The organism is Aliarcobacter thereius LMG 24486, from assembly GCF_004214815.1.
Taxonomy (GTDB): Bacteria; Campylobacterota; Campylobacteria; order Campylobacterales; family Arcobacteraceae; genus Aliarcobacter; species Aliarcobacter thereius.
In genome coordinates this window covers 224253-244876 of sequence record NZ_CP035926.1, presented here as the reverse complement: position 1 = coordinate 244876, position 20624 = coordinate 224253, and the positions used below count along the sequence as shown (strand labels likewise).

Sequence of the window (20624 nt, the reverse complement as noted above, 5' to 3'; positions counted from 1 at the left end):
TTTTTTACCACTTATAGTAAGTCGAAGCGCTTAAAATATCACTATATTCAAAAATTTCTATCTCATCATCTTCAAATTTTATAGAAATTTTATCTTCATTTGCTTCTACTAATTCACCTTCATAAACTGCAAGTCCATTTGTTTTTACTCTTACAAGTTCACCAATACTTGCTATAAAATGCTCAGTTTTTCTTAATTTTCTTTCAATTCCAGGAGAGCTAACTTCTAAAAAATATTTCCCATATATTGGATCTTCAACATCAAGTAAAGGTGAGATAAGCCTTGAAATTTCTGCACATTTATCCAAATTTACACCATCTTTAGAACTTACAACTACTCTAAAAATATCCTTATTATTCTCTTTTAGTTTTACAATATCATAAAGCTTTAAACCACTATTTTCAACTATTACTTTAATTTGTTCTTCTAAATTCATTCTTCATCACTTTCAATTGTAGTATCTTTTTTATTTTTTTTTATTTTTGCAAATAGATCTTCAATTTGTTTAGATTTTTCAAGAGATGTATCAACTTCAAATTTAAAATTTGGACATTTATACCATCCAGTAGCAGATAAAACTTCACTTTTTATTCTTCCATTTGCTTTATTTAAAGAGCTTATAATCTCTTTTATCTCTTTATTATCAAAATCACTTCCATCAAAATAAACAGTAGCATCATATTTACCTTTTTTACAATTAACACCTGTAATTGCCAAAGAGTTAATACTTGCATTATTTAAAGAAGATAGAGCTTGTGGTATTAGCTCCATCAAAAGAGATTCAGTTCTTTGAAGATTTATACTTTTCATTAATCCTCTATTGAAACTTTTTCTTCTATTTGAATAAATGTTTCAATAAAATCTCCAACTTTTATATCATTGAATTTTTCAAACATAATTCCACATTCATAACCATTTGCAACTTCTTTAGCATCATCTTTAAATCTTTTTAATGATGATATTTTTCCAGTATATGTTACAACACCATCTCTAATGATTCTTGCATGTCCACCTCTAATTACTTTTCCATCTGTAACCAAACATCCAGCAACTGTTCCAATTTTTGGTACAACAAATGTATCTCTAACTTCTGCTTGTCCAGTATTCTCTTCTCTAATAACAGCTGTCATCATTCCTGATAATGCATCTTTAACATCATCAAGTAGATCATAAATTATTGAGTATGTTTTAATTTCAACACCATCTGTTTTTGCTTTAGCTTTAACAGCTCCTGTTGGTCTTACATTAAATCCTAAAATTATACAACCTTCACTAGCACTTGCTAAAACAATATCTGATTCTGTAATTCCACCAACTGCTGAATGAACTACTTTTACTTTTACTTCATCATTTGCTATTTTTTCTAAAGAACCTTTAATAGCTTCAAGGGTTCCACCAACATCAGCTTTTATAATTACTGGAAGCTGTTTTATTCTACCTTCTGCTATAAGACCACTCATCTCTTCAAGTGAAACTTTTGTAGATTTAGATAACTCTTTTAATCTTGAATGTTCAGCTCTTGTTGTAGCAATATCACGAACTTCTTTTTCACTATCCATAGCTACCATACTTGAACCTGTACTTGGAACTTCGTGTAATCCTAAGATAGTACCTGTTTCACTAAGTCCTAACTCTTTTACACTCTCTCCAACATCATTTGTAATAGCTTTTACTCTTCCAAATGTTGTATCACAAACAATATTATCCCCTATTCTTAAAATACCATTTTGAACAATAATATTTGCAACAGGACCTCTTCCTTTTTCTAAACTTGATTCTATAACTGTCGCTTTTGCTTTTGCATCAGGGTCAGCTTTAAGTTCTAAAATTTCTGCTTGAAGAAGTATATTTTCTAATAAATCATCTATTCCATCTCCTGTTCTAGCAGAAACTCCAATAAATTCAATATCTCCACCCCAATCAACTGGTGTCATACCTTTTTCAGCCATTTGAGCTTTTACCATATCAGGATTTGCTGTTTCTTTATCCATTTTATTCATAGCAACAATAATTGGGCAACCACTAGCTTTTGCATGTGAAATAACCTCTTCAGTTTGTGTTTTCACTCCATCATCAGCTGCAACAACTATGATTATAATATCTGTTACATTTGCACCTCTTGTTCTCATAGATGAGAATGCTTCGTGACCTGGTGTATCTACAAATGTAATTTTTTGCCCATTTTTTGTAATTGTATAAGATGCAATGTGTTGTGTGATTCCACCTGCTTCACCTGATGCAATTTTTGAGCTTCTTATTTTATCTAAAAGTGAAGTTTTACCATGATCAACGTGACCCATTATTGTTACAACTGGAGGTCTTGTTACAAATGAACTTGTATCAATCTCTTCATCATAACTCTCTTCATAATTTACATCTTCTAAAGCATCCTTAACAGTTACTTCAATTCCAAACTCTTCACCAAGAATTTCTAACTCATCTTGCTTTAAAAAATCATTTTTTGTAACCATCATTCCTAAACTAAATAGAACTTTGATAACTTCTGCTGGTGTTTTTTGACAAGCTTCTGCAAACTCATAAACTCTTATATCTTCTGGAATAACAACCGATGTAACTTCTGCTTTCTCTTGAGTTCTTACAACTCTTTTCTTTCTCTTTCCTCTTTGAAGACCAGTTGGTGCATTTCCAAATGCTGCTGGTTTTGAACTTCTTGAATGATTTGTAGTATTTACAGGCTTTGGCTCATCAAAAACCTTATATGTATCAGATAAATCCATATCAAAAAGCACAACTTCTTCACCTAATAAAGAATCATCACTACTTCTAAACTCATTATTTTCTTTTAGTACTTCAATTTTTTTACCATGTTCTTGAGCTTTTATTGGAGTCTTTTTTCTATCTTTTTTAATTTTTGCTTGTTGATTTGCTACTTGTCTATCAACTTTTACTATTCTATCTTGACCAATCTTATCATCATTGAAAATTTCACTTAAAGGTTTTTGAATTTTTTTATTAACTGTTAAATCTTTTTCAACTGTTTTACTATCTAATTCACTATCTCTTCTTTTCTTGATAATAACTAAACCTTTTCTTTTTGGCATAACTTTAACAATATTATCTTGCTCATTATTTATATTAGTTTTTGATTCTTTGATCTCTTTTTTAATTTCTTCTTTTGCTATTTCTTCTTTTTTAGCCTCAACTTTATTCTCAATTTTTGGCTCTTCTTTTTTTACTTTTTTAGGTGTAACAATCTCTTCTTTTATTCTTTTACTTTTTCCAGTAAGAATATATTGCATAATTTCTTCTGCATCTTCAAATGATACACTCGCTTGTGCTGTTTTTAGTTCTATTCCTAATTCTTTTGCTTTTTGCATTATTTCAGCACTATTTGAACCTGCTTCTTCTGCAATCTCAAACACTTTTACTTTATCTGACATCTAATAAAATCTCCTTAAGTTGATTAACATGGTTTTGTTTACTTTTGCACTCTTTTTGAAGTACTTTTTCTATTCTCTTACTATCTTTTACAGTAAGCTCTTCTTTTAGCTTTAAAATACATATTCTGCATAGATAAAAGCTTCTGCCAAGATTGTTATAAAATGACAATCTTTCATTTTGATATATAAATCTCAAGAGCTCTTTTTGCTCAAGTTTTTCTCTACAAAAAACACAAGTTCTTAAGATTTTTTTTGAATTAGCCAAATATTATATCCAGTTTTTCTTAAAATTTAATTTTTATAATTCTACTTTTACACCAGAATTATCAAAATCCAAGCACAATACCCTAAAATGAGGGAACTTTTCTTTCAATCTTTCTGCCAAAGCAACACTATCTTCATTTGAACATAAATTTAACATTGTAGAACCAGAGCCAGATAATGTGCTCATCAAAGCACCTTTTTGTAAAGCTGTTTTTTGAACTTCAAAAAGTTCTGGCATTAATTTCATTCTATATTTTTGGTGAAACATATCTTGTGAAGCATGTTTTAACATATCCCAGTTTTCACTCATAAATGCAGCTGTTAATAAAGATGAGTAAGATAGATTAAATACGGCATCTTCTTTTGAATATTTAAAAGGTAATGCTTTTCGTGACAATTGAGTTGAAATTGATCTATTTGGTATAACAACAACTGCTTTTAAGCCTCTTGGCATTGATTTATTTATAAATTTAACTTCATTTTCTTGAACTGTTGCTACATTAAAACCACCCATAACAGCTGGTGTTATATTATCTGGATGATTTTCATAAGCTAAAGCCAAATTCAAAATTTTCTCTTTTTCTAATTTAATTCCTTCTATTGCATAAGCACTTGCAATTGCTGAAACAATAACTGCTGATGAACTACCTAAGCCTCTTGATAATGGAATTTCATTAAAAAATTCAAATCTAAAAAATCTTCTTTTTTGTGTTAAATTATTGTAAAAATCATTAAAAATTGATACAAACATATTATTGTCTTTTAATACAGGATTATTTGAACCCTCTCCTTTTAATGATACACTATGAAATTTTGATGGTCTTATTATTACTTGATTTTTTAAATTCAATGCTAAACCTAAACAATCAAATCCTGGCCCTAAATTTGCGCTAGTTGCTGGAACGCTTACTCTCAAATATTCTCCTTTTATACTGCTGGTAAATTATATATTGGTAAAGTATCTTCTGAAAAATCTATATCTTTAAGATTCTTTAATAATTTAAAATCCGAGATTCTACAACCTTTTTCTAAAAAATCTACTTTAAGTCCATCTTTTGTATTTATAAAGTACTTTTTACCAAGTGCTTTTATTGGAGAATTTTCATTAAATTTAAATCCATCAATAGCCAAAAATTCAATATTTTTAATCATACATATTGTTTTTAGAAATATATAAGCTATTTTTATAGACATAAATGAACCAGGTGTATTAACATAACTTACTCTTTTTATATCATACTCTTCTAAAATATTTTTAAAAAATATAGGTAAAACCTCAGAAGTCAAACCATCTATTTGGTACTCTTTTACCAACTCTTTATCTTTATAGATACCTACTAAAAGAGGATTAGATATTGTTATTACTAAAATTTCAATCAAAATATTTAGCTCATCTGTTTTGAATACGCAAGTTCAAATGTATTTGCTTCTTCTTTTGCCTCTTCTAGATCAATTATTTCATAATTTTCTGGATCTTCATAAAGTTTTTTTGTCAAAAGATGATTTAAATGATGACTTCCTGCAACAGCCTCATATTCACCAATCATTGTATACTCTAAAAGAGCCATATCTCCAATTGCATCAAGAATTTTATGTCTTACAAATTCATCATCATATCTTAAACCTTCAGGATTTAAAATCTTTGTTTCATCTAAAACAATAGCATTTTCCATTGAACCACCAAGTGCTAAACCAATACTTCTTAAGTATTGAACTTCATGTAAAAAACCAAAAGTTCTGGCTTTGCTAATACTATCTTTGTATTCTTCTATTGAGTAATCAAAATGAAATTTTTGCTCTCCAATTGCTGGATGGTTAAATTTTATTTCAAAATCATATACGATTTTATTTGATGGTTTTAGAGATACTCTTTTCCCATCTTCAGTTGTTACAACTACCTCTTTTTTAATTTTTATAGCTTTTTTTGGTTTATCTTGTTCTATTACATTTGCTTCTTCAATCAACATACAATAACCAGCAGCACTTCCATCTAGAATTGGTATTTCATCATTATCTAATACAATTCTTAAATTATCAATTCCATATGCATAAATAGCAGATAAAAGATGTTCAATAGTTGAAACTATAACTCCATCTTTTCCTAAAACTGTTGCCATTTTTGTATCTACAACAAACTCTTTTTTTAAAGGTATTGTAACTCCTGCATCACTTCTATAAATTATAATCCCACTATCTTCTGGTAGTGGCTCTAACCTCATTTTTACAGGTACGCCTTTATGAAGTCCTATTCCAACTATTTCAACACTTTTTCCTAATGTTCTTTGTTTCATTTTGCACCTTTTATTTTCTCTTTAGCATTATATATTATATTTATTATATTTTCATCAATCCACTTTGCATCTAACCACTCATTTGGATTTGCTTCAATTCCTTGAATTAATATTCCAAAATGTAAATGATCTCCAAAAACTGCTCCTGTTGAACCAGTATTTGCAATATGTGTTCCAGCTTCAACAATATCTCCTAAAGATACATTTTGACTACTTGTATGCGCATATAAAGATGCTAATCCTAAACCATGATCTATAACTATACTTTCTCCATAAATTCCCAAATAATCTTTAAAAATAACCTTTCCTTTATTTGAAACATAAATATTTGCATGTTTTATACTTGCCCAATCCATTCCTAAGTGCCAAGCTTCATCTATTTTTACATCATTATAATAATAATGTCTTCTCTCTCCAAATCTTGCAAAAGTTTTCGCACCTTTCATTCTAATAAATGGTTTTATATCAAATTCATTTTGAGAATTATTAAAGTTTTCAATCACAACATTTCTAATAGTTTTTAAATTTATATTTCTTAATTCACTATTCGTTTTTATAAAAATTTCTTCAGGAGTTGATGGAATATCCAAATTGCTCATCTCTAAAACATTTTTTGAAACACTATGAATAAAATTATCACTTATTTTTAATTTATCAATTTTTTCATTAAAAGATTGAATATAAAATGGAACCCGTTGTATTGTCTTATTTCCTGCTTTATCAATACTATCTATATTTATTCCTTTAAAATCTTTTATATCAATTGGCCAAGTCACTATTGATACAAAATATCCCTCTTTTTCAAAAGGAAAAAGCTCAAAAACAACCTCATCATTGAATGTAACAAAGTAATCTTTTAAGTTTTCATCTTCTACTTTTACAACTAAAATAGCACTACCACCTTGTTTTATTGAATAAGAGTTTGAAAGTATTTCAACCTTTGGTGCTACTTTATCAATAACGATATCTATACTTTTCATAGATTTTTCATTTAAAAGATGATTAATTTTATTATCATCTTGTACTTCAATTTGAAGTTCTGCTGTTTTTATATTTTGTTTATTTCCTTTTGCTGGAAAAATTAAATATGTATAAATTCCTGATATTGAATCTTCATTTAATAATTTACTATCAAGTGATATTTTTTCACCACTCTCTTTTATATTTAAATTTGCTTCAAAACTTGCAATTTTTCTACTACTAACAATATCAACTGTAAGCTCTTTTTTTAAATTCCAATATATTTTTGACTCTTGTTCTTCTTGTTGAAAATAGATTTCTGGTTTACTTTTTCCAAAAAAGAATACATAGATTCCAATAGCCATAAACAAAAACAAAATAATTGTAATAATATATTTTAAATAACTTTTTTTACGCATAATATTTTTTAATTTCCTTTAATAATAGATTTTTAGCTTCTTCCACATCATTTGTTTCAATAGTACATCCAGCAGCATTAAAATGTCCACCACCATCAAAGATTGAAGCTATTTTTGATACATTAATTTTTCCTTTTGATCTTAAGGAAATTCTGCATTTATCATTTATATATCTTATGAAAAATGCAATTTCAACAACACCAATACTCATAATCATATCAAGTGCATCTTCACAATCTCTAGCATGTGCTCCTGTTTGTTCAAACCACTCTTTTATAGCAATAATTGAAGCTATTTTACCTTCATTATATAAAGATAAACTATCAAGAACTTTTGGAATGATTCTATATTTTGCCAAAGAATCTCTTCTTAAAAGTTTATTTGTAATATATGAAGGATTTGCTCCACTTTCAACTAAAAAATTTATCTTTTTAAATGTTTCTTGATCACATCTTGGAAGTGAAAAAGCCAATGTATCATCATAAATCCCAACATATAGGGCTTCTGCACTATTTTTTGATATATTTAATCCATTATATTTAAAAAAATCAAATACAAGTTCAGCTGTACTACTTTTATATGGATCAACTATATTTACATCCCCAAAATTTTCATTTGATGCATGATGATCAAAATTTATAAGAGGAATACTCTTATCAAGTTCAAACCCTAATCTTTTATATGTTCCACAATCAAAACTTATTGCTAAATCAAAAAAAGCTGGTAAAACATTTGTCATCTTCTCAAATCTATTTAAAAAATCTAAACTTTGTGGTAAGTCTGAACTAATATTATAAACTTTATGTTTAATTTTATTTTCAAAAAGAAGATTAGATATTGCTAATGCAGATCCAATAGAATCTGGATCTGGATTTACATGAGTTATTAATAAAATATATCTACTTTTTTTTATTAGTTCCAAAGCCTCTAAAAATTTATTTGTATCAACTTGGTTTTTTAGAGTAAAATCACTTATCATATTTTAATCAATCAACTCTCATAGAAAAATCGAGCCAAGTTGCTTGATGAATTATACTTCCACTACTAACAGCATCTACTCCTGTACTAGCATACTCTTGTATCGTATCAAGATTTATATTTCCACTAGCTTCTAACAAAATATGTGGATATTTCTCATTTCTATATGCTACAACTTCTCTTATCCCTACATAATCCATATTATCACACATAATAATATCAGCTCCAGCTTCCATTGCTTTTTCAACTTGTTCAAAAGTTTCACACTCGATTTCAATTTTTGTAACCCAAGATATTCTTTTTCTAGCTTTTTTTATAAACTCTTTTAAATCTACTATTGTTCTTAAGTGAGTATCTTTTAGCATTAAACAATCATCTAGACCTAATCTGTGATTTATAGCTCCACCAATTCTACTAGCATATTTTTCAAAATCTCTTAAATGTGGTCTTGTTTTTCTAGTATCAAGTAAAACAACATTATAGTTTTCAAGTTTTTTTGCAAACCTACTAGCCATTGTTGCAATTCCACTTGCATGTTGAAGCATATTTAAAAAAGTTCTTTCGCTTGAAAGTAGTTTTGATGCTCTTCCCTCTAAAGTTGCAAGAACATCGCCTTTATAAATTCTTTCACCATCTTTTTTTAAGAATTCAATTTTTATTTTTTCTGTTTGAGCCAAAATCTCAGCATATTTAACTCCAGCTAAAACACCATCACTTTTTGAAATAATTCTTGAAGTAAATTTACCTTCAGGTGCGATATCATAAAAAAGATCCCCCCTTCCATTATCTTCATTTATCGCATATTTAACAAATTTTTTTATATGTATCATATTTCAAACATCCTTTGAAGTGCTATTTTTGCCCATTTTACTGTTTCTTCATCTACATTAATTTCATTTAATGCACTAATTTTATCATCTTTTATTGACTTTAAAGTCATATAAACATGCTCTAAAGTTGTCTCATTCATAGTAGGACACTCTGGTTTTGTAGAACTTAAAATATAAGTATTTTTATCTCTTAACCTATTTACCATATTAAACTCTGTCCCAACAACAACTTTTTGCTCAACTGGTAACTCTTTTATATATTTAATAAGTTCAGAAGTTGAACCTACAAAATCAGCTTTATCACAAACTTTTGGATCACATTCAGGATGAACAGCTACCAAAATTCCTGGATATTTTTCTCTATAAAAATCAATATCATCAATATTAAACTGTTGGTGCACACTACAAAATCCGTTATAGCAAATAATATCAGCTTCATTTAAATCACTTCCATCTCCAACAACAGCAGACTTTAAATTTAAAGATTTTGCAAAATTTTGTCCTAAACATCTATCTGGAACAAAAAATATTTTTTTCCCGCTTTCTAAACCTTTTTTAATTATTTTATAAGCATTTGACGATGTACATACAACTCCACCCATCATTCCAACTCTGGCTTTTACTCTTGCACTTGAGTTTATATAAGTTATTGGCAATATATCTTCATTTTTGATTCCAGCTTCATTTATCTTTTTTAAATTCTCTTCAAAATAGCCTTCATCAATCATTCTAGCCATTGCACAACATGCAATTCTTGGCATTAAAATTCTTTTTGCAGGGTTTAGAATTTTTGCACTTTCTCCCATAAATCCTACACCACAAAAAACAACAAATTTATTATCACACTCAATTACTTTTCTAGCAAGTTCAAGGCTATCACCTTTGATATCAGCTAAATCATATACTTCATCTCTTTGGTAATGATGAGCTACTAAAACAACATCGAGTTCACTTTTTAGTTTTATAATCTCTTCTTTGTAATTCAATAATATTACCTCATAAATTTTTATTAAGTGAGAATATATCAAAATTTTAGTTATAATCACATTTAATTTAAAAAATAGAAAAGGTATTTGATGGATTTTTTAACAAATCAAAATATAATTTTTTATATTCTTGCATATCTTCTAGGTTCAGTTCCTTTTGGATTAATTTTAGCGAAAGTTTTTGCAGGTGTTGATATAAAACAAAGTGGTAGCAAAAGTATTGGAGCTACAAATGTTTTAAGAGTTGTAAAAGAGAAAGACCCAAAACTTGCAAAGAAACTTGGTCTTGCAACAGTTATTTTGGATGCTATAAAAGTAACTTTTATTTTACTTATTGCAATGGCATTTGACTTAAGTAATGAAACACTTTGGATGATTGCTGTTTTAGGTGTTTTAGGTCACTGCTACTCGATTTTTCTTGGTCTTGAAGGTGGGAAAGGTGTTGCAACTGGACTTGGTGCATATATTGTTTTAATTCCAATTTCAACAATAATTGCTGCAATTGTTTGGGCTATTTGTGCAAAAGTTTTAAAAATCTCTTCTTTATCTTCATTAATAGCCTTAATTGCTCTTCTTATAAGTGCAAATTTTATATATGATGGATTAAATATAGGTTCAAATGTTCCTATGTACTTAATCGCTTTTATAGTTTTTTATAAACATATTCCAAATATTGTAAGACTTCTTAAAGGTCAAGAAAAAAAAGTAGTATGAAAATCTCTATAAAAAAACTTACTTTCAAATCCATAATTGGTATTTTGGATTTTGAAAGAGAAAAAAAACAAAAAGTCGTTGTAGATTTAAGCTTTGAGTATGATTTTAGGAATGATGAGTTTATAAATTATGCTGAAGTTTCTAAACTCATAAAAACTACTATGAAAAATAAAAAATATTATCTTCTTGAAGATGCAATAAAAGATATTAGCTCTTTACTTTATGAAAAATATAGTATAAAAAACCTAAAACTTAAAATATCAAAACCAGATATTTTAAAAGATTGTATTGTATCTTTATCTTTATAACAAAGGAAAAAACTTGAAAAAAATCTTATTAAGCTCAATTTTATTGCTAAATACTTATTTATTTGCAAATACAACAATGTGTTTTAAAGAGAATCATAAATCTCTTACAACAATAGAATCAACTCCTTTAGATGGTGGAGAGTGTGCTGGTAAATACTCACTAAATGATATGAAAAAGGGTGGTTGGAGTGTTTCAGATATAAAGATTTCTGGCTCTAATTTTATATATGTATTAAAAAAAGACAATAAAGAAAACAATAACAAAATATCTCAATCAGAGTTAGAAGCCACAATTTTAGCAACAACAAAAGAACAAGAAGATAAAAAGAAAATAGAAAAAGAGCAAGAATCTTTTGAAAAAGCAAAAAAACTATATATAGCTCAATGTAAGAATTGTCATGGAGAAAAAGGTGAAATATCTAAAGGTGGTTCAAAATTAAATATCTTAAGTGAAGATAAAATGATTGAAGGCTTCAAAGATTATATTTTAGGAACTAATGATAAAGCAAACTCAGTTTTTGCACCTATACATATAAATCATCTAAATGATAGTTTAATAAAAGATATAAAGAAATATTTAGATAGTTTAAAATAATAAATTAATTTATAAATAAGGAAAAAAAGCAAATGGATGCTTACGAATACTCAGAACTTTTAAAACTATTAAACACAAAATTAAAAAATATTGAAGGTATTTTGAAACCAAAAGAACTGAAAAAAAGATTGGATGAAATTATAGAACTAGAATCCAATCAAGACTTTTGGAATGATGTTGAAAATGCAACAAAAATAGGTATTGAGAAAAATAGAATTTTAGGTAAATTAAATAAATTTAATAAAGCATTTGAATCATTAAATGGTACAAATGAACTTTATGAACTTGCAACAAGTGAAAAAGATGATGACACTTTTGAACTATTATATGAAGAAGCAGAAGATTTAGAGGATTTAATCAAATCAACTGAAATATCTGTAATGCTTTCAAATCCTGATGATGCTTCAAATGCAATTGTTACAATTCATCCAGGAGCTGGTGGAACAGAGTCTCAAGATTGGGCTAGTATTTTGTATAGAATGTATTTAAGATGGGCTGAAAGAAATGATTTTAAAGTTGAAGTACTAGATTATCAAGCTGGAGATGAAGCTGGGATAAAAGATGTGAGTTTTATAATAAGAGGCGAAAATGCCTATGGTTATTTAAAAACTGAAAATGGTATTCACAGACTTGTAAGAATCTCTCCATTTGATTCAAATGCAAAAAGACATACATCTTTTACTTCTGTTATGGTGAGTCCTGAAATTGATGATAATATTGATATTGTAATAGAAGATAAAGATATTAGAATTGATACATATAGAGCAAGTGGTGCTGGTGGACAACACGTAAATAAAACAGAGAGTGCTATAAGAATAACTCATATTCCAAGTGGAATTGTTGTTCAGTGTCAAAATGATAGATCTCAACATAAAAATAAAGATAGTGCATTCAAAATGCTAAAATCAAAACTATATGAACTTGAACTTGAAAAACAAAGGGATAGTAAAAATAGTGGAGATAAGAGTGAAAATGGTTGGGGACATCAAATTCGTTCTTATGTTTTACAACCATATCAACAAGTAAAAGATAGTAGAAGTAACATTGGATATTCAAATGTAGATGCAATTTTGGATGGAGATATTACAAAAATGATGGAAGATGTTTTAATAGCTACAAATATAGAATAATATTTTATGTAATTTTTATTACTCTTTAGTTATTATCTTTTTTATTATTTTACAGGGGAAAAGATGAAAAAAAAGATTATTAGTTTTATATGTGCAACATTATTATCTTCTAGTTTATATGCAGATAATAATGTTTATTTAGGTTTACAATATGGTGTTGATTTATCTCATTTTGGGATTGAAGATCATTATGGAGATAAAGATAACTTTTCTGATTCTGGAGATGCTGTAAAAGCTGTTTTAGGTCTTGATTTAAGCGATAATTATTATCTACAAGTTTATTATGAACGTACAAAATTTAGCAATGAAGATTTAAAACTTGTAACAGAAAATCAAGTTCAAAATGAATTTGGTTTAGAATGGATAAAAAAAGATAAAATTGCAAACAATTTATATCCTTTTGTGAAATTAGGTATTGGGATTGCAAATATGAAATTAAATAATCAAATAACTGCTAATAAAGATATTTCTGCGCTTTCGTTAACTTTAGGTGCAGGTATTGATGTAAAAACAACTGATAAATTAACTTTATTTGTAGGCTTGGATTATAATTATAAAGAATGGGAAAAATTTCATGATGCTTTATATACTTATGAATTTGAAACTTCACAAAATAGTATTAAACCATATATTGGTCTAAACCTAAAATTCTAATAATATTTCTTATAATATTATCTTTATAAAGTGCCTAGAAATAGCACTTTATACAAAAATCATTTTTTCTTATTTTATCAACTGCAAAAATCAAAAATAGTAGTATAATTCGCAAAATATTCAAGGAGTTCAATCTTGTCAACTTTGACAATAAACAATATATCACTTTTGCAATTTGATATTAAAGCAAAAGAGCAAATGAAAAAGTATTTAAGAGAGATAAATGTAGATTTAAGTGATTATACTTTTGCACAAAATTATATTTGGCTTAGTTCTGTAAGTGGTTTTTATAGTATCATTGAAGATACTTTCTGCTTTTTTGTTTTAAGTGGTGGAGAACTATCTATGCTTTTACCTCCTTTAGGTAAAAAAGAGAATGTTCACAAAGCAATTTTTAAATGCTTTGAAATAATGAATGAAAATAATAGTAATAAGTTTTACTCAAAAATTGAGTATGTGCATGAAGAGATGCTTGAAGGATTTGTAAATCATCTTGAAGAAGGAACACTTATTTTTGAAGCTTTAGAAGATTTTCTAATTGAAAAAAAGCTTGTGGATTATATATATAAAATTGATGATTTAATTGAGTTAAAAGGTGATGCTTATAAATCAAAAAGAAATGAGATAAATAGATTTAAAAAAGCTTATCCAAATTTCAGAATTGAGGTTTTAGATACATCTATTCACTCTTCTTTAATTATGAATCTTTTTAATAAATGGGTTAGCGATAGAACAAAGTATATGCCAAAAGAAGAAGTTGAAATATTTATGGATGGTATTTATTTTGAAAGATTTGCTATAAAAAAGATTTTAAATGAATATGATAAGCTTGATATTGTAGGTATTGTTATCTTTATTGATGATGAATTAAAAGGATTTACTGTTGGAGAAAAGATAAATGATCACACTTCAAGCGTGATTATTGAGAAAACAGACTTTGAAGTTTTAGGTTGTGCTCAATTTATTTTTAGAGAGTTTTCTAAATATCTAAAAGATGAGTTTAATAGCTCTTATATAAATGTTGGTGATGATATGGGATTTGAAAACTTAAAAAAAGTAAAAATGTCATATAGACCTGATAAACTTGTACCAAAATATACAATTTATCAAAAGTAATTTATATGTTAAGATATGCCAATTTAGAAGATTTAGATAAGTTATTTTCTATTGAGAATGAAGTATTTACTAAATTTGATTCGCCTTTGAGTCTTGCTAACTTTAAATATCATACAAAAAAGAAGCAAATCATATTAATAGAAGAAGAAAAAGAAATTTGTGCATATCTTATGTTTTTTAATTATAAAAATACAATACGACTATATTCATTAGCTGTATCAAAAGAACATTCAAATAAAGGTTTAGCAACAAATTTACTTAATTATTCAATAGAACTTGCAAAGAAAAATAATAAAAATCTAAGCTTAGAAGTAAGAGTTTCAAATGAAAGAGCAAAAAGTATTTATATAAAACTAGGCTTTAAAGTAATCAAAATTCTAAAAAAATACTACTTAGATAGTGAAGATGCTTTTAAAATGATTTTAAGATTCTAAACTTTATTATAAGTACATAAAATAGAACTGTGAAAAGAGATATACAAATAGAAGCAAATATATCTTGCCAAAAATGCATTCCAAGTAGTAATCTACTAAGTTCTACACTAAAAGCTAATAAATAGATAAAAGAAACAAGAAAATATTTTCTTTTTTCCAATAAAAAGCAGAAAAGTAAAATTATCCAAGTTGCCATAAAAACTGTATGTCCTGAAGGAAAAGAGTATCCAACTTCATTTTTAAAATGTTCTTTTTGCCAAGATGAGATATTTATAGCTTCTAAATTCATATTATCAATTAATTCAACTCTTTTATTTTTATCTAATATATAAAATTCTTCACTACTTTTTAAATAGTTATTCTCAACTAAAATTTCAACATAAGGTCTAGGTTCTTTAACTATAAGCTTTGTGAAAAAAACAATACCTTGAGAGCTAAAAACTATCAAATTTACAAATATTGCTAAAGCAATCATATTTCTTATATTACTTTTGTAAATAAAAAGTAATATTATTGTAAATATCAATGAGCTAATCAATACAAAAGGAACACTTGCTATATTTGTTATAAAAAGAAGATAATATATATTAAGATATTCATTAATATTTGTAGAGTATTTAAAATCTATTAAATAGAAGAAAATTGGAACTAAAATTAGTAATAAAAATATAGTTAAAACTCTTTTTAGTTTAAAAGCAGAAATATTTATACTTAAAAAATCTGAAACTTTATTCATATATATCCTTAACTATTTTATAAACTATATGTCAAAATAAAATCTACTAATTTCTATTACAAATAGTTTTATATGAGCAATATTCACAAGAATTTTTATCATTGGTTTTAGAAAAATCTATTTTCTCTTTACTTAACTCTTTTAACTCATCTAAAATAGTTTTTAATATATCAGTTTTTTCTAAAAGCACTTCTTCTTCAACAAAAGTATTATTAAAAATATCATAGAAATAAGCTTTTATTTTTTCTGTTTTATATAGTTCTCTTACAGCTAAATAGTAAAAAGACATTTGAAAATCTTTACTCTTATCATAGTTTTTCATAGTATCAACACTCAAATTTCTTGATGTTTTATAATCAATCAATTCATAATTATCTTCATATTTATCAATTCTATCTATTATTCCTTGAAGTTTAAAGTTATTAAACTCTATATCAAACTTTCTCTCTAAAGCTAAAATAGATCTACTTTTTAATCTCTCTTTATCTTCTTGTATAAATCTTTTTATTTTTGTTTTATAAATCTCAAGCTCAAGTGTTAAAAATGGGTTTTTTGCTCTATAATTTTCAAAAAGCTCATCAATATTGCTTATATCACTCTTATAGTAATTTTCTAAAATTGTATGAATAATATTTCCTAACTCAAAACTCTTTGGCATATTTGAAATTGTATGCTCTTTTAATTTTAATATATAGTTTAAATACCATTTTCTTTTACAATCTAAAAAAGTTTTTAATGCACTTGCTGACCAAATAAACTGCTTTAGATCTAATTTTAACTCTATTTTCTCATCAATATACTCTAATTTATTACTTTTATATAAAATATCTTTATACTCTTCATCAAAAAACTTCTCTTCTTTATATGAAAATAATTCATATGCAAATCTTGAAACTGAACTATCTTTTCCATTAAAATATGAAATAAAACACTGTTTTGAATTATCTATTAATCTTTTATAGTAGTATTTTTGTAAATTTTCTCTATCTTTCTTTGTAGGTAAATCAGCTAGTTTTTTGATTTTTGTTGATAAAAACTTATCTTTTGTAGATATTTTTGGTACAAATTCTTCATTAAAATCACATATAATAACAGCATCAAACTCTATTAACCTTGTTTCTAAAACTCCCATTACAGTGATTTTTCCTGAATTTACATCATCTAATTTAATAGTTACTAAATTTTGCAAAAATATTTTAAAAGCATCTTTTACTCTCAATGTATTTATAGTTGAGAAAAATATAGAGTTTAATGAATATACTAATTCATCATATTTTTGAATTAATTCTTTATTTATTTCATCTTTTTTAATAAACTCACTTATAGTATCAAAATTATCTTTTGTTAAAATATTATTCCAGATTGATTTTATATTATTATTTACAAATATCCTATCAAGTTTTAAGAAACTTAAAAATTCTATATTTTCATCATTTTCTTCTAATATATAATTAAATATTGCATAAACTTTTTGGTATATATTTGTATTTAGAATATCTTTCCCCATTGCAAAGTTAAAATACTCTTCATCATCATTTAACTCTAAACTTTTTACAAAGTTCTCATTTGGTAAAACTAATACAATCTTTGAAGCTTCTACTCCACTATTTACAAGCTTTACAATTGTGGATTTTATATAAGGAATTTGATTTAATCTATTTGAAAAACCTTTTATCTCTATTTTTGGTTTTATTTTAGAATCTAGCTCTTCTTTTAAGATTTGCTTTGAGCTCAAATTAATTTTATAATTATATCCATCTTTAAATTCTTGATATATGTTTTTAAAGATTTTTAATGATTTTGTATTATATTTATTTTTATGAAAATTAATAAAAAGTGGAATATTTTCTGATATTTTATTTATAATATTAAACTCTTGTTGAGTAAAATATCCTTCAAATTTAATCTCAATTTTATCAAACCTATTGATAAAACTCATATTTATATCAAAAAACTCATCAAAATTTATTTTATTTACTAACTTATTATCTTTTAACAATTTTTTATACTTTGTTAAAATCTCTTCTAATATCTTTAAATGTTCTTCATAAAATAGATATGTATCAACACTTGAAATATCTTTTATCTCTTTTTCTTCACTGCTTAATTCTAAAAAGAATCTATAAATATAATCATATTGTTTTAAAAATTGAGCAAAGCTTTTACTTAATCCCAATTTGGAAAGTTCAATATCTTTTATAGCTTCATTTAATATTATTACTCTTTGCTCTTTTGTTTCATATGAGAAATCATTTATACTTATAGATTTTTTTAGAAATTCATCAATAGTTATTGTAGATGCTAAGAGAGTGTTTTGGTTTTTAAAACCATAAATAAACTCTCTTATAGATCTACTTGTAGGGAAGACATATAGTGTTTTTTTATCTTGCATTTGTCTTTATAAAAATATAACCTTCTTTGTCCTCTGTTTTTATCTTTCCTGTTATTATCCAGTTTGTTTTTTCAGAAATAATAAAATTTGAACTATAAACTCCATTATCTTCTTTAAATTCTTTAGAATTTAAATCAATATCATTCTCATTTGTCATAGTTTTTGTAATAAGAATATCAAAATTAATAGGAATAGTCTTTTGAGTATTAATCTCCGTAACTGTTAAAAGAATACTATTTTCTCCTATTTTTAAATTATCTTTATGTTGAGAATATTTTTCTATAACTCTTTGTCCAAATTTTATATCTTCTGTTGTAAGAGGAAAAATCTTTCCATTTAAATTTAGTTCTAGTTTATATTTCTCTAAGAAATCAATATTTGCATTCATTATATCATTATAATTTTCATCAACATATTGATATTTTTGCATAAAGCTTCTATCTTCAATAACTGGTGCATTCATAGCTTGTATTATTGTCCAAATAATCATATAAACAGTAAAGGCAAATATCGCTATAAAAAATAGTGGCCAATAGTTTCTTTCTTTCATATTATTTTCTCTTTCTTAATACTGCATAAACATATGCAAAAAGTGCAGTAAGCAATACAAAATAGATTAAAACTCTCCAAATAGTACTAGCTACTCTTCCTTGATTTCCAATACTACTTTCAAGTTCAATATTTTTTTGTTCTGCTAATTTATCTGCAATTGCTGCATACCCATTTAGTATAGCAGCACTAACTTTTGACGCTGTACTATTTTTATCTTTTGAAGCTAAAAGTGGCACAACATAATCATCTAGTATATCATTTTTATCTATTATTTTTTTTAATTCTTCACTTGTATATAAATTTACATGTGTCTCTTCTAAAGATAGAGTCATTAACACATAAGGAGATTCAATATTTTTAATTATATTTTCTTCATGAATTTTAATATATTCAATTTTATCTTTTGTACTTATATTCTTTTCAAGACCTAAGTTTGATGTTGTATAAACATAAATATTTATACCTAATCTATTTTTTACTTCATTACCTATTTCTATTATCTTATCTTTGGCTCTTATATCTATTAAATTTCCATCATTAATTATATAGTTTTGAGCAAAGCTATTTGTGTATAAAAAAAGTAGAAGTGAAAAAATCACCCCTACTTTTAAATTTTTTATATTTTTCATTTAACCAACAAACACTTTTGTTGAATCAAAATATGAAAGATAGATTGTTAGAAGAGCTGAAGCTACTAGTAAAATAGTAATTATTTTATCCATATTCTACTCCTTAGTTGAATTACCAATTTGGTAATGTTTATAATTTTCTTTGCTATTTGCTTTTATAGCATTTATATCTTGATTAATAGAGTAAGCATTTGTAGCTTCTCTTTGTTGAACTAAAATTCCATTAAATACTAAAACTACAAGAATAGTTAAAAGTAGTACAACTGCTATTAACATACCAGTAATTCCATGTAATTTAAAGATTCCTCTTTCATTTTCATTCATTTGTGTATTATTTGACATTATTCTTCTCCTATACTTCTAATAAATGAAGCTAAAGCTTTTTCTTGAGTCTCGTTTAATCTCTCATTAAAGCTTGGCATATGTCCTATAAGCCCTTTTTTACCATCTTTTAATACTGCAAGAACTACATCATTATCATAAGTTTTAATGTTTGGTCCAACAAAAGGCATACCTTCCCCATTATCTCCGTGACAAGCAGCACAAGTTGCATAAGCATCTGGTTGATTACCTTTAAGCCCATTTGCTACATAAGTTGATACTTCAGAAATTTCTTTATCATCTTGTAACATCATTGGAGGCATTCCACCTGGATAAGCACTAACTAAATGATTAGAACCATTTCTAATTGTATATTCAACTTGTTCTTTACTCATTCTTTTTGTTAAGTTCTGAGCTTTTCCATCAATACCTTCTGCATCAACACCATGACAAGGAGCACACTGTACTAAGAATAGTGATTGTCCCATTGCATTTAAAGTTGATTCATCTGCATTTAGCCATTTTTGTTCAAATTTAGCGTTATAATCAATTGTTTCTTCATTCCATTGACCAATTTGTGAAAATCCATTTGTCGGATAACCAAAAAGTAAATACCAAAACATCCAAATAATTACACCAATATAAGCTATTCCCCAACCAACTGGAATAGGATTTTTATATTCCCCAATTCCATCCCAGTTTTCATCAGCTAGCTCACCACTTGCTTTATCACTTTTCATTTGATTAACATATTTTAGAACTACAAAAGTACTAATTGTAATAATAGCAGCTGCCCCTAAAAATGTTAATGTATTAATATAATCACCTGTATCAAAAGCATCACCTGCAACAAAGTAAGTTCCTGCCATTAATGCGATGATAAGAATTATTCCACCTATAACCATAGATTTCAT

General features: G+C 26.4%; 24 protein-coding genes. 7 read left to right on the top strand and 17 right to left on the bottom strand.

Annotated features, from left to right (window positions below; all coding sequences use genetic code 11):
- Nucleotides 1-4 precede the first annotated feature (4 nt).
- The 11 genes from rimP to nadA are packed head-to-tail and all read right to left on the bottom strand — an operon-like array spanning nt 5 to nt 10129.
- Nucleotides 5-436: a ribosome maturation factor RimP gene (gene rimP / locus ATH_RS01350; RefSeq protein WP_066182688.1), complete on the bottom strand. Its 432-nt coding sequence runs from the start codon at nt 434-436 to the stop codon at nt 5-7.
- The gene (rbfA, locus tag ATH_RS01345; protein ID WP_066182686.1) at nt 433-810 is read right to left on the bottom strand and encodes a 30S ribosome-binding factor RbfA; all 378 of its coding nucleotides are present in this window, start codon (nt 808-810) and stop codon (nt 433-435) included. Before rbfA ends, rimP begins: the two co-directional genes overlap by 4 nt.
- Nucleotides 810-3401: a translation initiation factor IF-2 gene (gene infB / locus ATH_RS01340; protein ID WP_066182684.1), complete on the bottom strand. Its 2592-nt coding sequence runs from the start codon at nt 3399-3401 to the stop codon at nt 810-812. Before infB ends, rbfA begins: the two co-directional genes overlap by 1 nt.
- A complete protein-coding gene (locus ATH_RS01335) occupies nt 3391-3666 on the bottom strand; it encodes a DUF448 domain-containing protein (RefSeq protein WP_066182681.1) in 276 nt (91 codons plus the stop codon). The genes infB and ATH_RS01335 overlap by 11 nt, the downstream gene beginning before the upstream one ends.
- A gap of 33 nt (nt 3667-3699) precedes the next feature.
- The gene (thrB, locus tag ATH_RS01330; protein WP_066182679.1) at nt 3700-4581 is read right to left on the bottom strand and encodes a homoserine kinase; all 882 of its coding nucleotides are present in this window, start codon (nt 4579-4581) and stop codon (nt 3700-3702) included.
- 11 nt (nt 4582-4592) lie between these two features.
- On the bottom strand, nt 4593-5045 hold the full coding sequence (locus ATH_RS01325; protein WP_066182677.1) for a hypothetical protein: 453 nt from the start codon (nt 5043-5045) through the stop codon (nt 4593-4595).
- Nucleotides 5046-5050: 5 nt separating this feature from the next.
- A complete protein-coding gene (gene lpxC, locus ATH_RS01320; protein WP_066170129.1) occupies nt 5051-5956 on the bottom strand; it encodes a UDP-3-O-acyl-N-acetylglucosamine deacetylase in 906 nt (301 codons plus the stop codon).
- Nucleotides 5953-7335: a M23 family metallopeptidase gene (locus ATH_RS01315; RefSeq protein ID WP_066182675.1), complete on the bottom strand. Its 1383-nt coding sequence runs from the start codon at nt 7333-7335 to the stop codon at nt 5953-5955. The genes lpxC and ATH_RS01315 overlap by 4 nt, the downstream gene beginning before the upstream one ends.
- Nucleotides 7328-8314 carry a DHH family phosphoesterase gene (locus tag ATH_RS01310; RefSeq protein WP_066182673.1) on the bottom strand — a complete coding sequence of 329 codons (987 nt, stop codon included), beginning with the start codon at nt 8312-8314 and terminating at the stop codon, nt 7328-7330. Before ATH_RS01310 ends, ATH_RS01315 begins: the two co-directional genes overlap by 8 nt.
- Nucleotides 8315-8321: 7 nt before the next feature.
- Nucleotides 8322-9143, bottom strand: coding sequence for a carboxylating nicotinate-nucleotide diphosphorylase (gene nadC / locus ATH_RS01305; RefSeq protein ID WP_066182669.1), 822 nt, complete (start codon nt 9141-9143; stop codon nt 8322-8324).
- Nucleotides 9140-10129 (bottom strand): quinolinate synthase NadA, encoded by a 990-nt coding sequence (nadA, locus tag ATH_RS01300; RefSeq protein ID WP_066182667.1) that lies wholly within the window; start codon nt 10127-10129, stop codon nt 9140-9142. The genes nadC and nadA overlap by 4 nt, the downstream gene beginning before the upstream one ends.
- Nucleotides 10130-10219: 90 nt before the next feature.
- Between nadA and plsY the strand changes: the two genes are divergently transcribed.
- From plsY to ATH_RS01265, 7 genes are all read left to right on the top strand, one after another.
- On the top strand, nt 10220-10843 hold the full coding sequence (plsY, locus tag ATH_RS01295) for a glycerol-3-phosphate 1-O-acyltransferase PlsY (RefSeq protein WP_066182665.1): 624 nt from the start codon (nt 10220-10222) through the stop codon (nt 10841-10843).
- Complete coding sequence (locus ATH_RS01290; RefSeq protein ID WP_066182662.1) at nt 10840-11151, top strand: dihydroneopterin aldolase; 312 nt, start codon at nt 10840-10842, stop codon at nt 11149-11151. Before plsY ends, ATH_RS01290 begins: the two co-directional genes overlap by 4 nt.
- A gap of 13 nt (nt 11152-11164) precedes the next feature.
- The gene (locus ATH_RS01285; protein ID WP_066183280.1) at nt 11165-11746 is read left to right on the top strand and encodes a c-type cytochrome; all 582 of its coding nucleotides are present in this window, start codon (nt 11165-11167) and stop codon (nt 11744-11746) included.
- Between the two features lie 32 nt (nt 11747-11778).
- Nucleotides 11779-12876 (top strand): peptide chain release factor 2, encoded by a 1098-nt coding sequence (gene prfB, locus ATH_RS01280; protein ID WP_066182660.1) that lies wholly within the window; start codon nt 11779-11781, stop codon nt 12874-12876.
- 63 nt (nt 12877-12939) lie between these two features.
- Nucleotides 12940-13530 (top strand): outer membrane protein, encoded by a 591-nt coding sequence (locus ATH_RS01275; protein WP_066182658.1) that lies wholly within the window; start codon nt 12940-12942, stop codon nt 13528-13530.
- 135 nt (nt 13531-13665) lie between these two features.
- Nucleotides 13666-14646: a DUF2156 domain-containing protein gene (locus tag ATH_RS01270; protein ID WP_066182655.1), complete on the top strand. Its 981-nt coding sequence runs from the start codon at nt 13666-13668 to the stop codon at nt 14644-14646.
- Nucleotides 14647-14651: 5 nt separating this feature from the next.
- Nucleotides 14652-15080 (top strand): GNAT family N-acetyltransferase, encoded by a 429-nt coding sequence (locus ATH_RS01265; RefSeq protein ID WP_066182650.1) that lies wholly within the window; start codon nt 14652-14654, stop codon nt 15078-15080.
- On the opposite strand, the gene ATH_RS01260 is transcribed toward ATH_RS01265, so the two are convergent.
- The 6 genes from ATH_RS01260 to ATH_RS01235 all read right to left on the bottom strand — a co-directional run bounded on the left by ATH_RS01260 (nt 15058) and on the right by ATH_RS01235 (nt 20624).
- A complete protein-coding gene (locus tag ATH_RS01260; RefSeq protein WP_066182647.1) occupies nt 15058-15816 on the bottom strand; it encodes a phosphatase PAP2 family protein in 759 nt (252 codons plus the stop codon). The two genes, ATH_RS01265 and ATH_RS01260, sit on opposite strands and share 23 nt — an antisense overlap.
- Nucleotides 15817-15862: 46 nt before the next feature.
- On the bottom strand, nt 15863-18208 hold the full coding sequence (locus tag ATH_RS01255) for a PD-(D/E)XK nuclease family protein (RefSeq protein ID WP_066182644.1): 2346 nt from the start codon (nt 18206-18208) through the stop codon (nt 15863-15865).
- Nucleotides 18198-18758, bottom strand: coding sequence for a hypothetical protein (locus ATH_RS01250; RefSeq protein WP_066182639.1), 561 nt, complete (start codon nt 18756-18758; stop codon nt 18198-18200). The genes ATH_RS01255 and ATH_RS01250 overlap by 11 nt, the downstream gene beginning before the upstream one ends.
- A gap of 1 nt (nt 18759) precedes the next feature.
- Complete coding sequence (locus tag ATH_RS01245) at nt 18760-19389, bottom strand: hypothetical protein (protein ID WP_066182636.1); 630 nt, start codon at nt 19387-19389, stop codon at nt 18760-18762.
- 96 nt (nt 19390-19485) lie between these two features.
- Nucleotides 19486-19731: a DUF4006 family protein gene (locus ATH_RS01240; protein WP_066182633.1), complete on the bottom strand. Its 246-nt coding sequence runs from the start codon at nt 19729-19731 to the stop codon at nt 19486-19488.
- Nucleotides 19731-20624: a c-type cytochrome gene (locus ATH_RS01235; protein ID WP_066182630.1), complete on the bottom strand. Its 894-nt coding sequence runs from the start codon at nt 20622-20624 to the stop codon at nt 19731-19733. The genes ATH_RS01240 and ATH_RS01235 overlap by 1 nt, the downstream gene beginning before the upstream one ends.

Excerpts from the sequence above, each read along its gene's own strand:
- rimP (WP_066182688.1), bottom strand. The coding sequence starts at position 436 with ATGAATTTAGAAGAACAAATTAAAGTAATAGTTGAAAATAGTGGTTTA.
- rbfA (WP_066182686.1), bottom strand. The coding sequence starts at position 810 with ATGAAAAGTATAAATCTTCAAAGAACTGAATCTCTTTTGATGGAGCTA.
- infB (WP_066182684.1), bottom strand. The coding sequence starts at position 3,401 with ATGTCAGATAAAGTAAAAGTGTTTGAGATTGCAGAAGAAGCAGGTTCA.
- lpxC (WP_066170129.1), bottom strand. The coding sequence starts at position 5,956 with ATGAAACAAAGAACATTAGGAAAAAGTGTTGAAATAGTTGGAATAGGA.
- ATH_RS01315 (WP_066182675.1), bottom strand. The coding sequence starts at position 7,335 with ATGCGTAAAAAAAGTTATTTAAAATATATTATTACAATTATTTTGTTT.
- ATH_RS01310 (WP_066182673.1), bottom strand. The coding sequence starts at position 8,314 with ATGATAAGTGATTTTACTCTAAAAAACCAAGTTGATACAAATAAATTT.
- nadC (WP_066182669.1), bottom strand. The coding sequence starts at position 9,143 with ATGATACATATAAAAAAATTTGTTAAATATGCGATAAATGAAGATAAT.
- plsY (WP_066182665.1), top strand. The coding sequence starts at position 10,220 with ATGGATTTTTTAACAAATCAAAATATAATTTTTTATATTCTTGCATAT.
- ATH_RS01290 (WP_066182662.1), top strand. The coding sequence starts at position 10,840 with ATGAAAATCTCTATAAAAAAACTTACTTTCAAATCCATAATTGGTATT.
- prfB (WP_066182660.1), top strand. The coding sequence starts at position 11,779 with ATGGATGCTTACGAATACTCAGAACTTTTAAAACTATTAAACACAAAA.
- ATH_RS01275 (WP_066182658.1), top strand. The coding sequence starts at position 12,940 with ATGAAAAAAAAGATTATTAGTTTTATATGTGCAACATTATTATCTTCT.
- ATH_RS01265 (WP_066182650.1), top strand. The coding sequence starts at position 14,652 with ATGTTAAGATATGCCAATTTAGAAGATTTAGATAAGTTATTTTCTATT.
- ATH_RS01260 (WP_066182647.1), bottom strand. The coding sequence starts at position 15,816 with ATGAATAAAGTTTCAGATTTTTTAAGTATAAATATTTCTGCTTTTAAA.
- ATH_RS01255 (WP_066182644.1), bottom strand. The coding sequence starts at position 18,208 with ATGCAAGATAAAAAAACACTATATGTCTTCCCTACAAGTAGATCTATA.
- ATH_RS01250 (WP_066182639.1), bottom strand. The coding sequence starts at position 18,758 with ATGAAAGAAAGAAACTATTGGCCACTATTTTTTATAGCGATATTTGCC.
- ATH_RS01245 (WP_066182636.1), bottom strand. The coding sequence starts at position 19,389 with ATGAAAAATATAAAAAATTTAAAAGTAGGGGTGATTTTTTCACTTCTA.
- ATH_RS01240 (WP_066182633.1), bottom strand. The coding sequence starts at position 19,731 with ATGTCAAATAATACACAAATGAATGAAAATGAAAGAGGAATCTTTAAA.
- ATH_RS01235 (WP_066182630.1), bottom strand. The coding sequence starts at position 20,624 with ATGAAATCTATGGTTATAGGTGGAATAATTCTTATCATCGCATTAATG.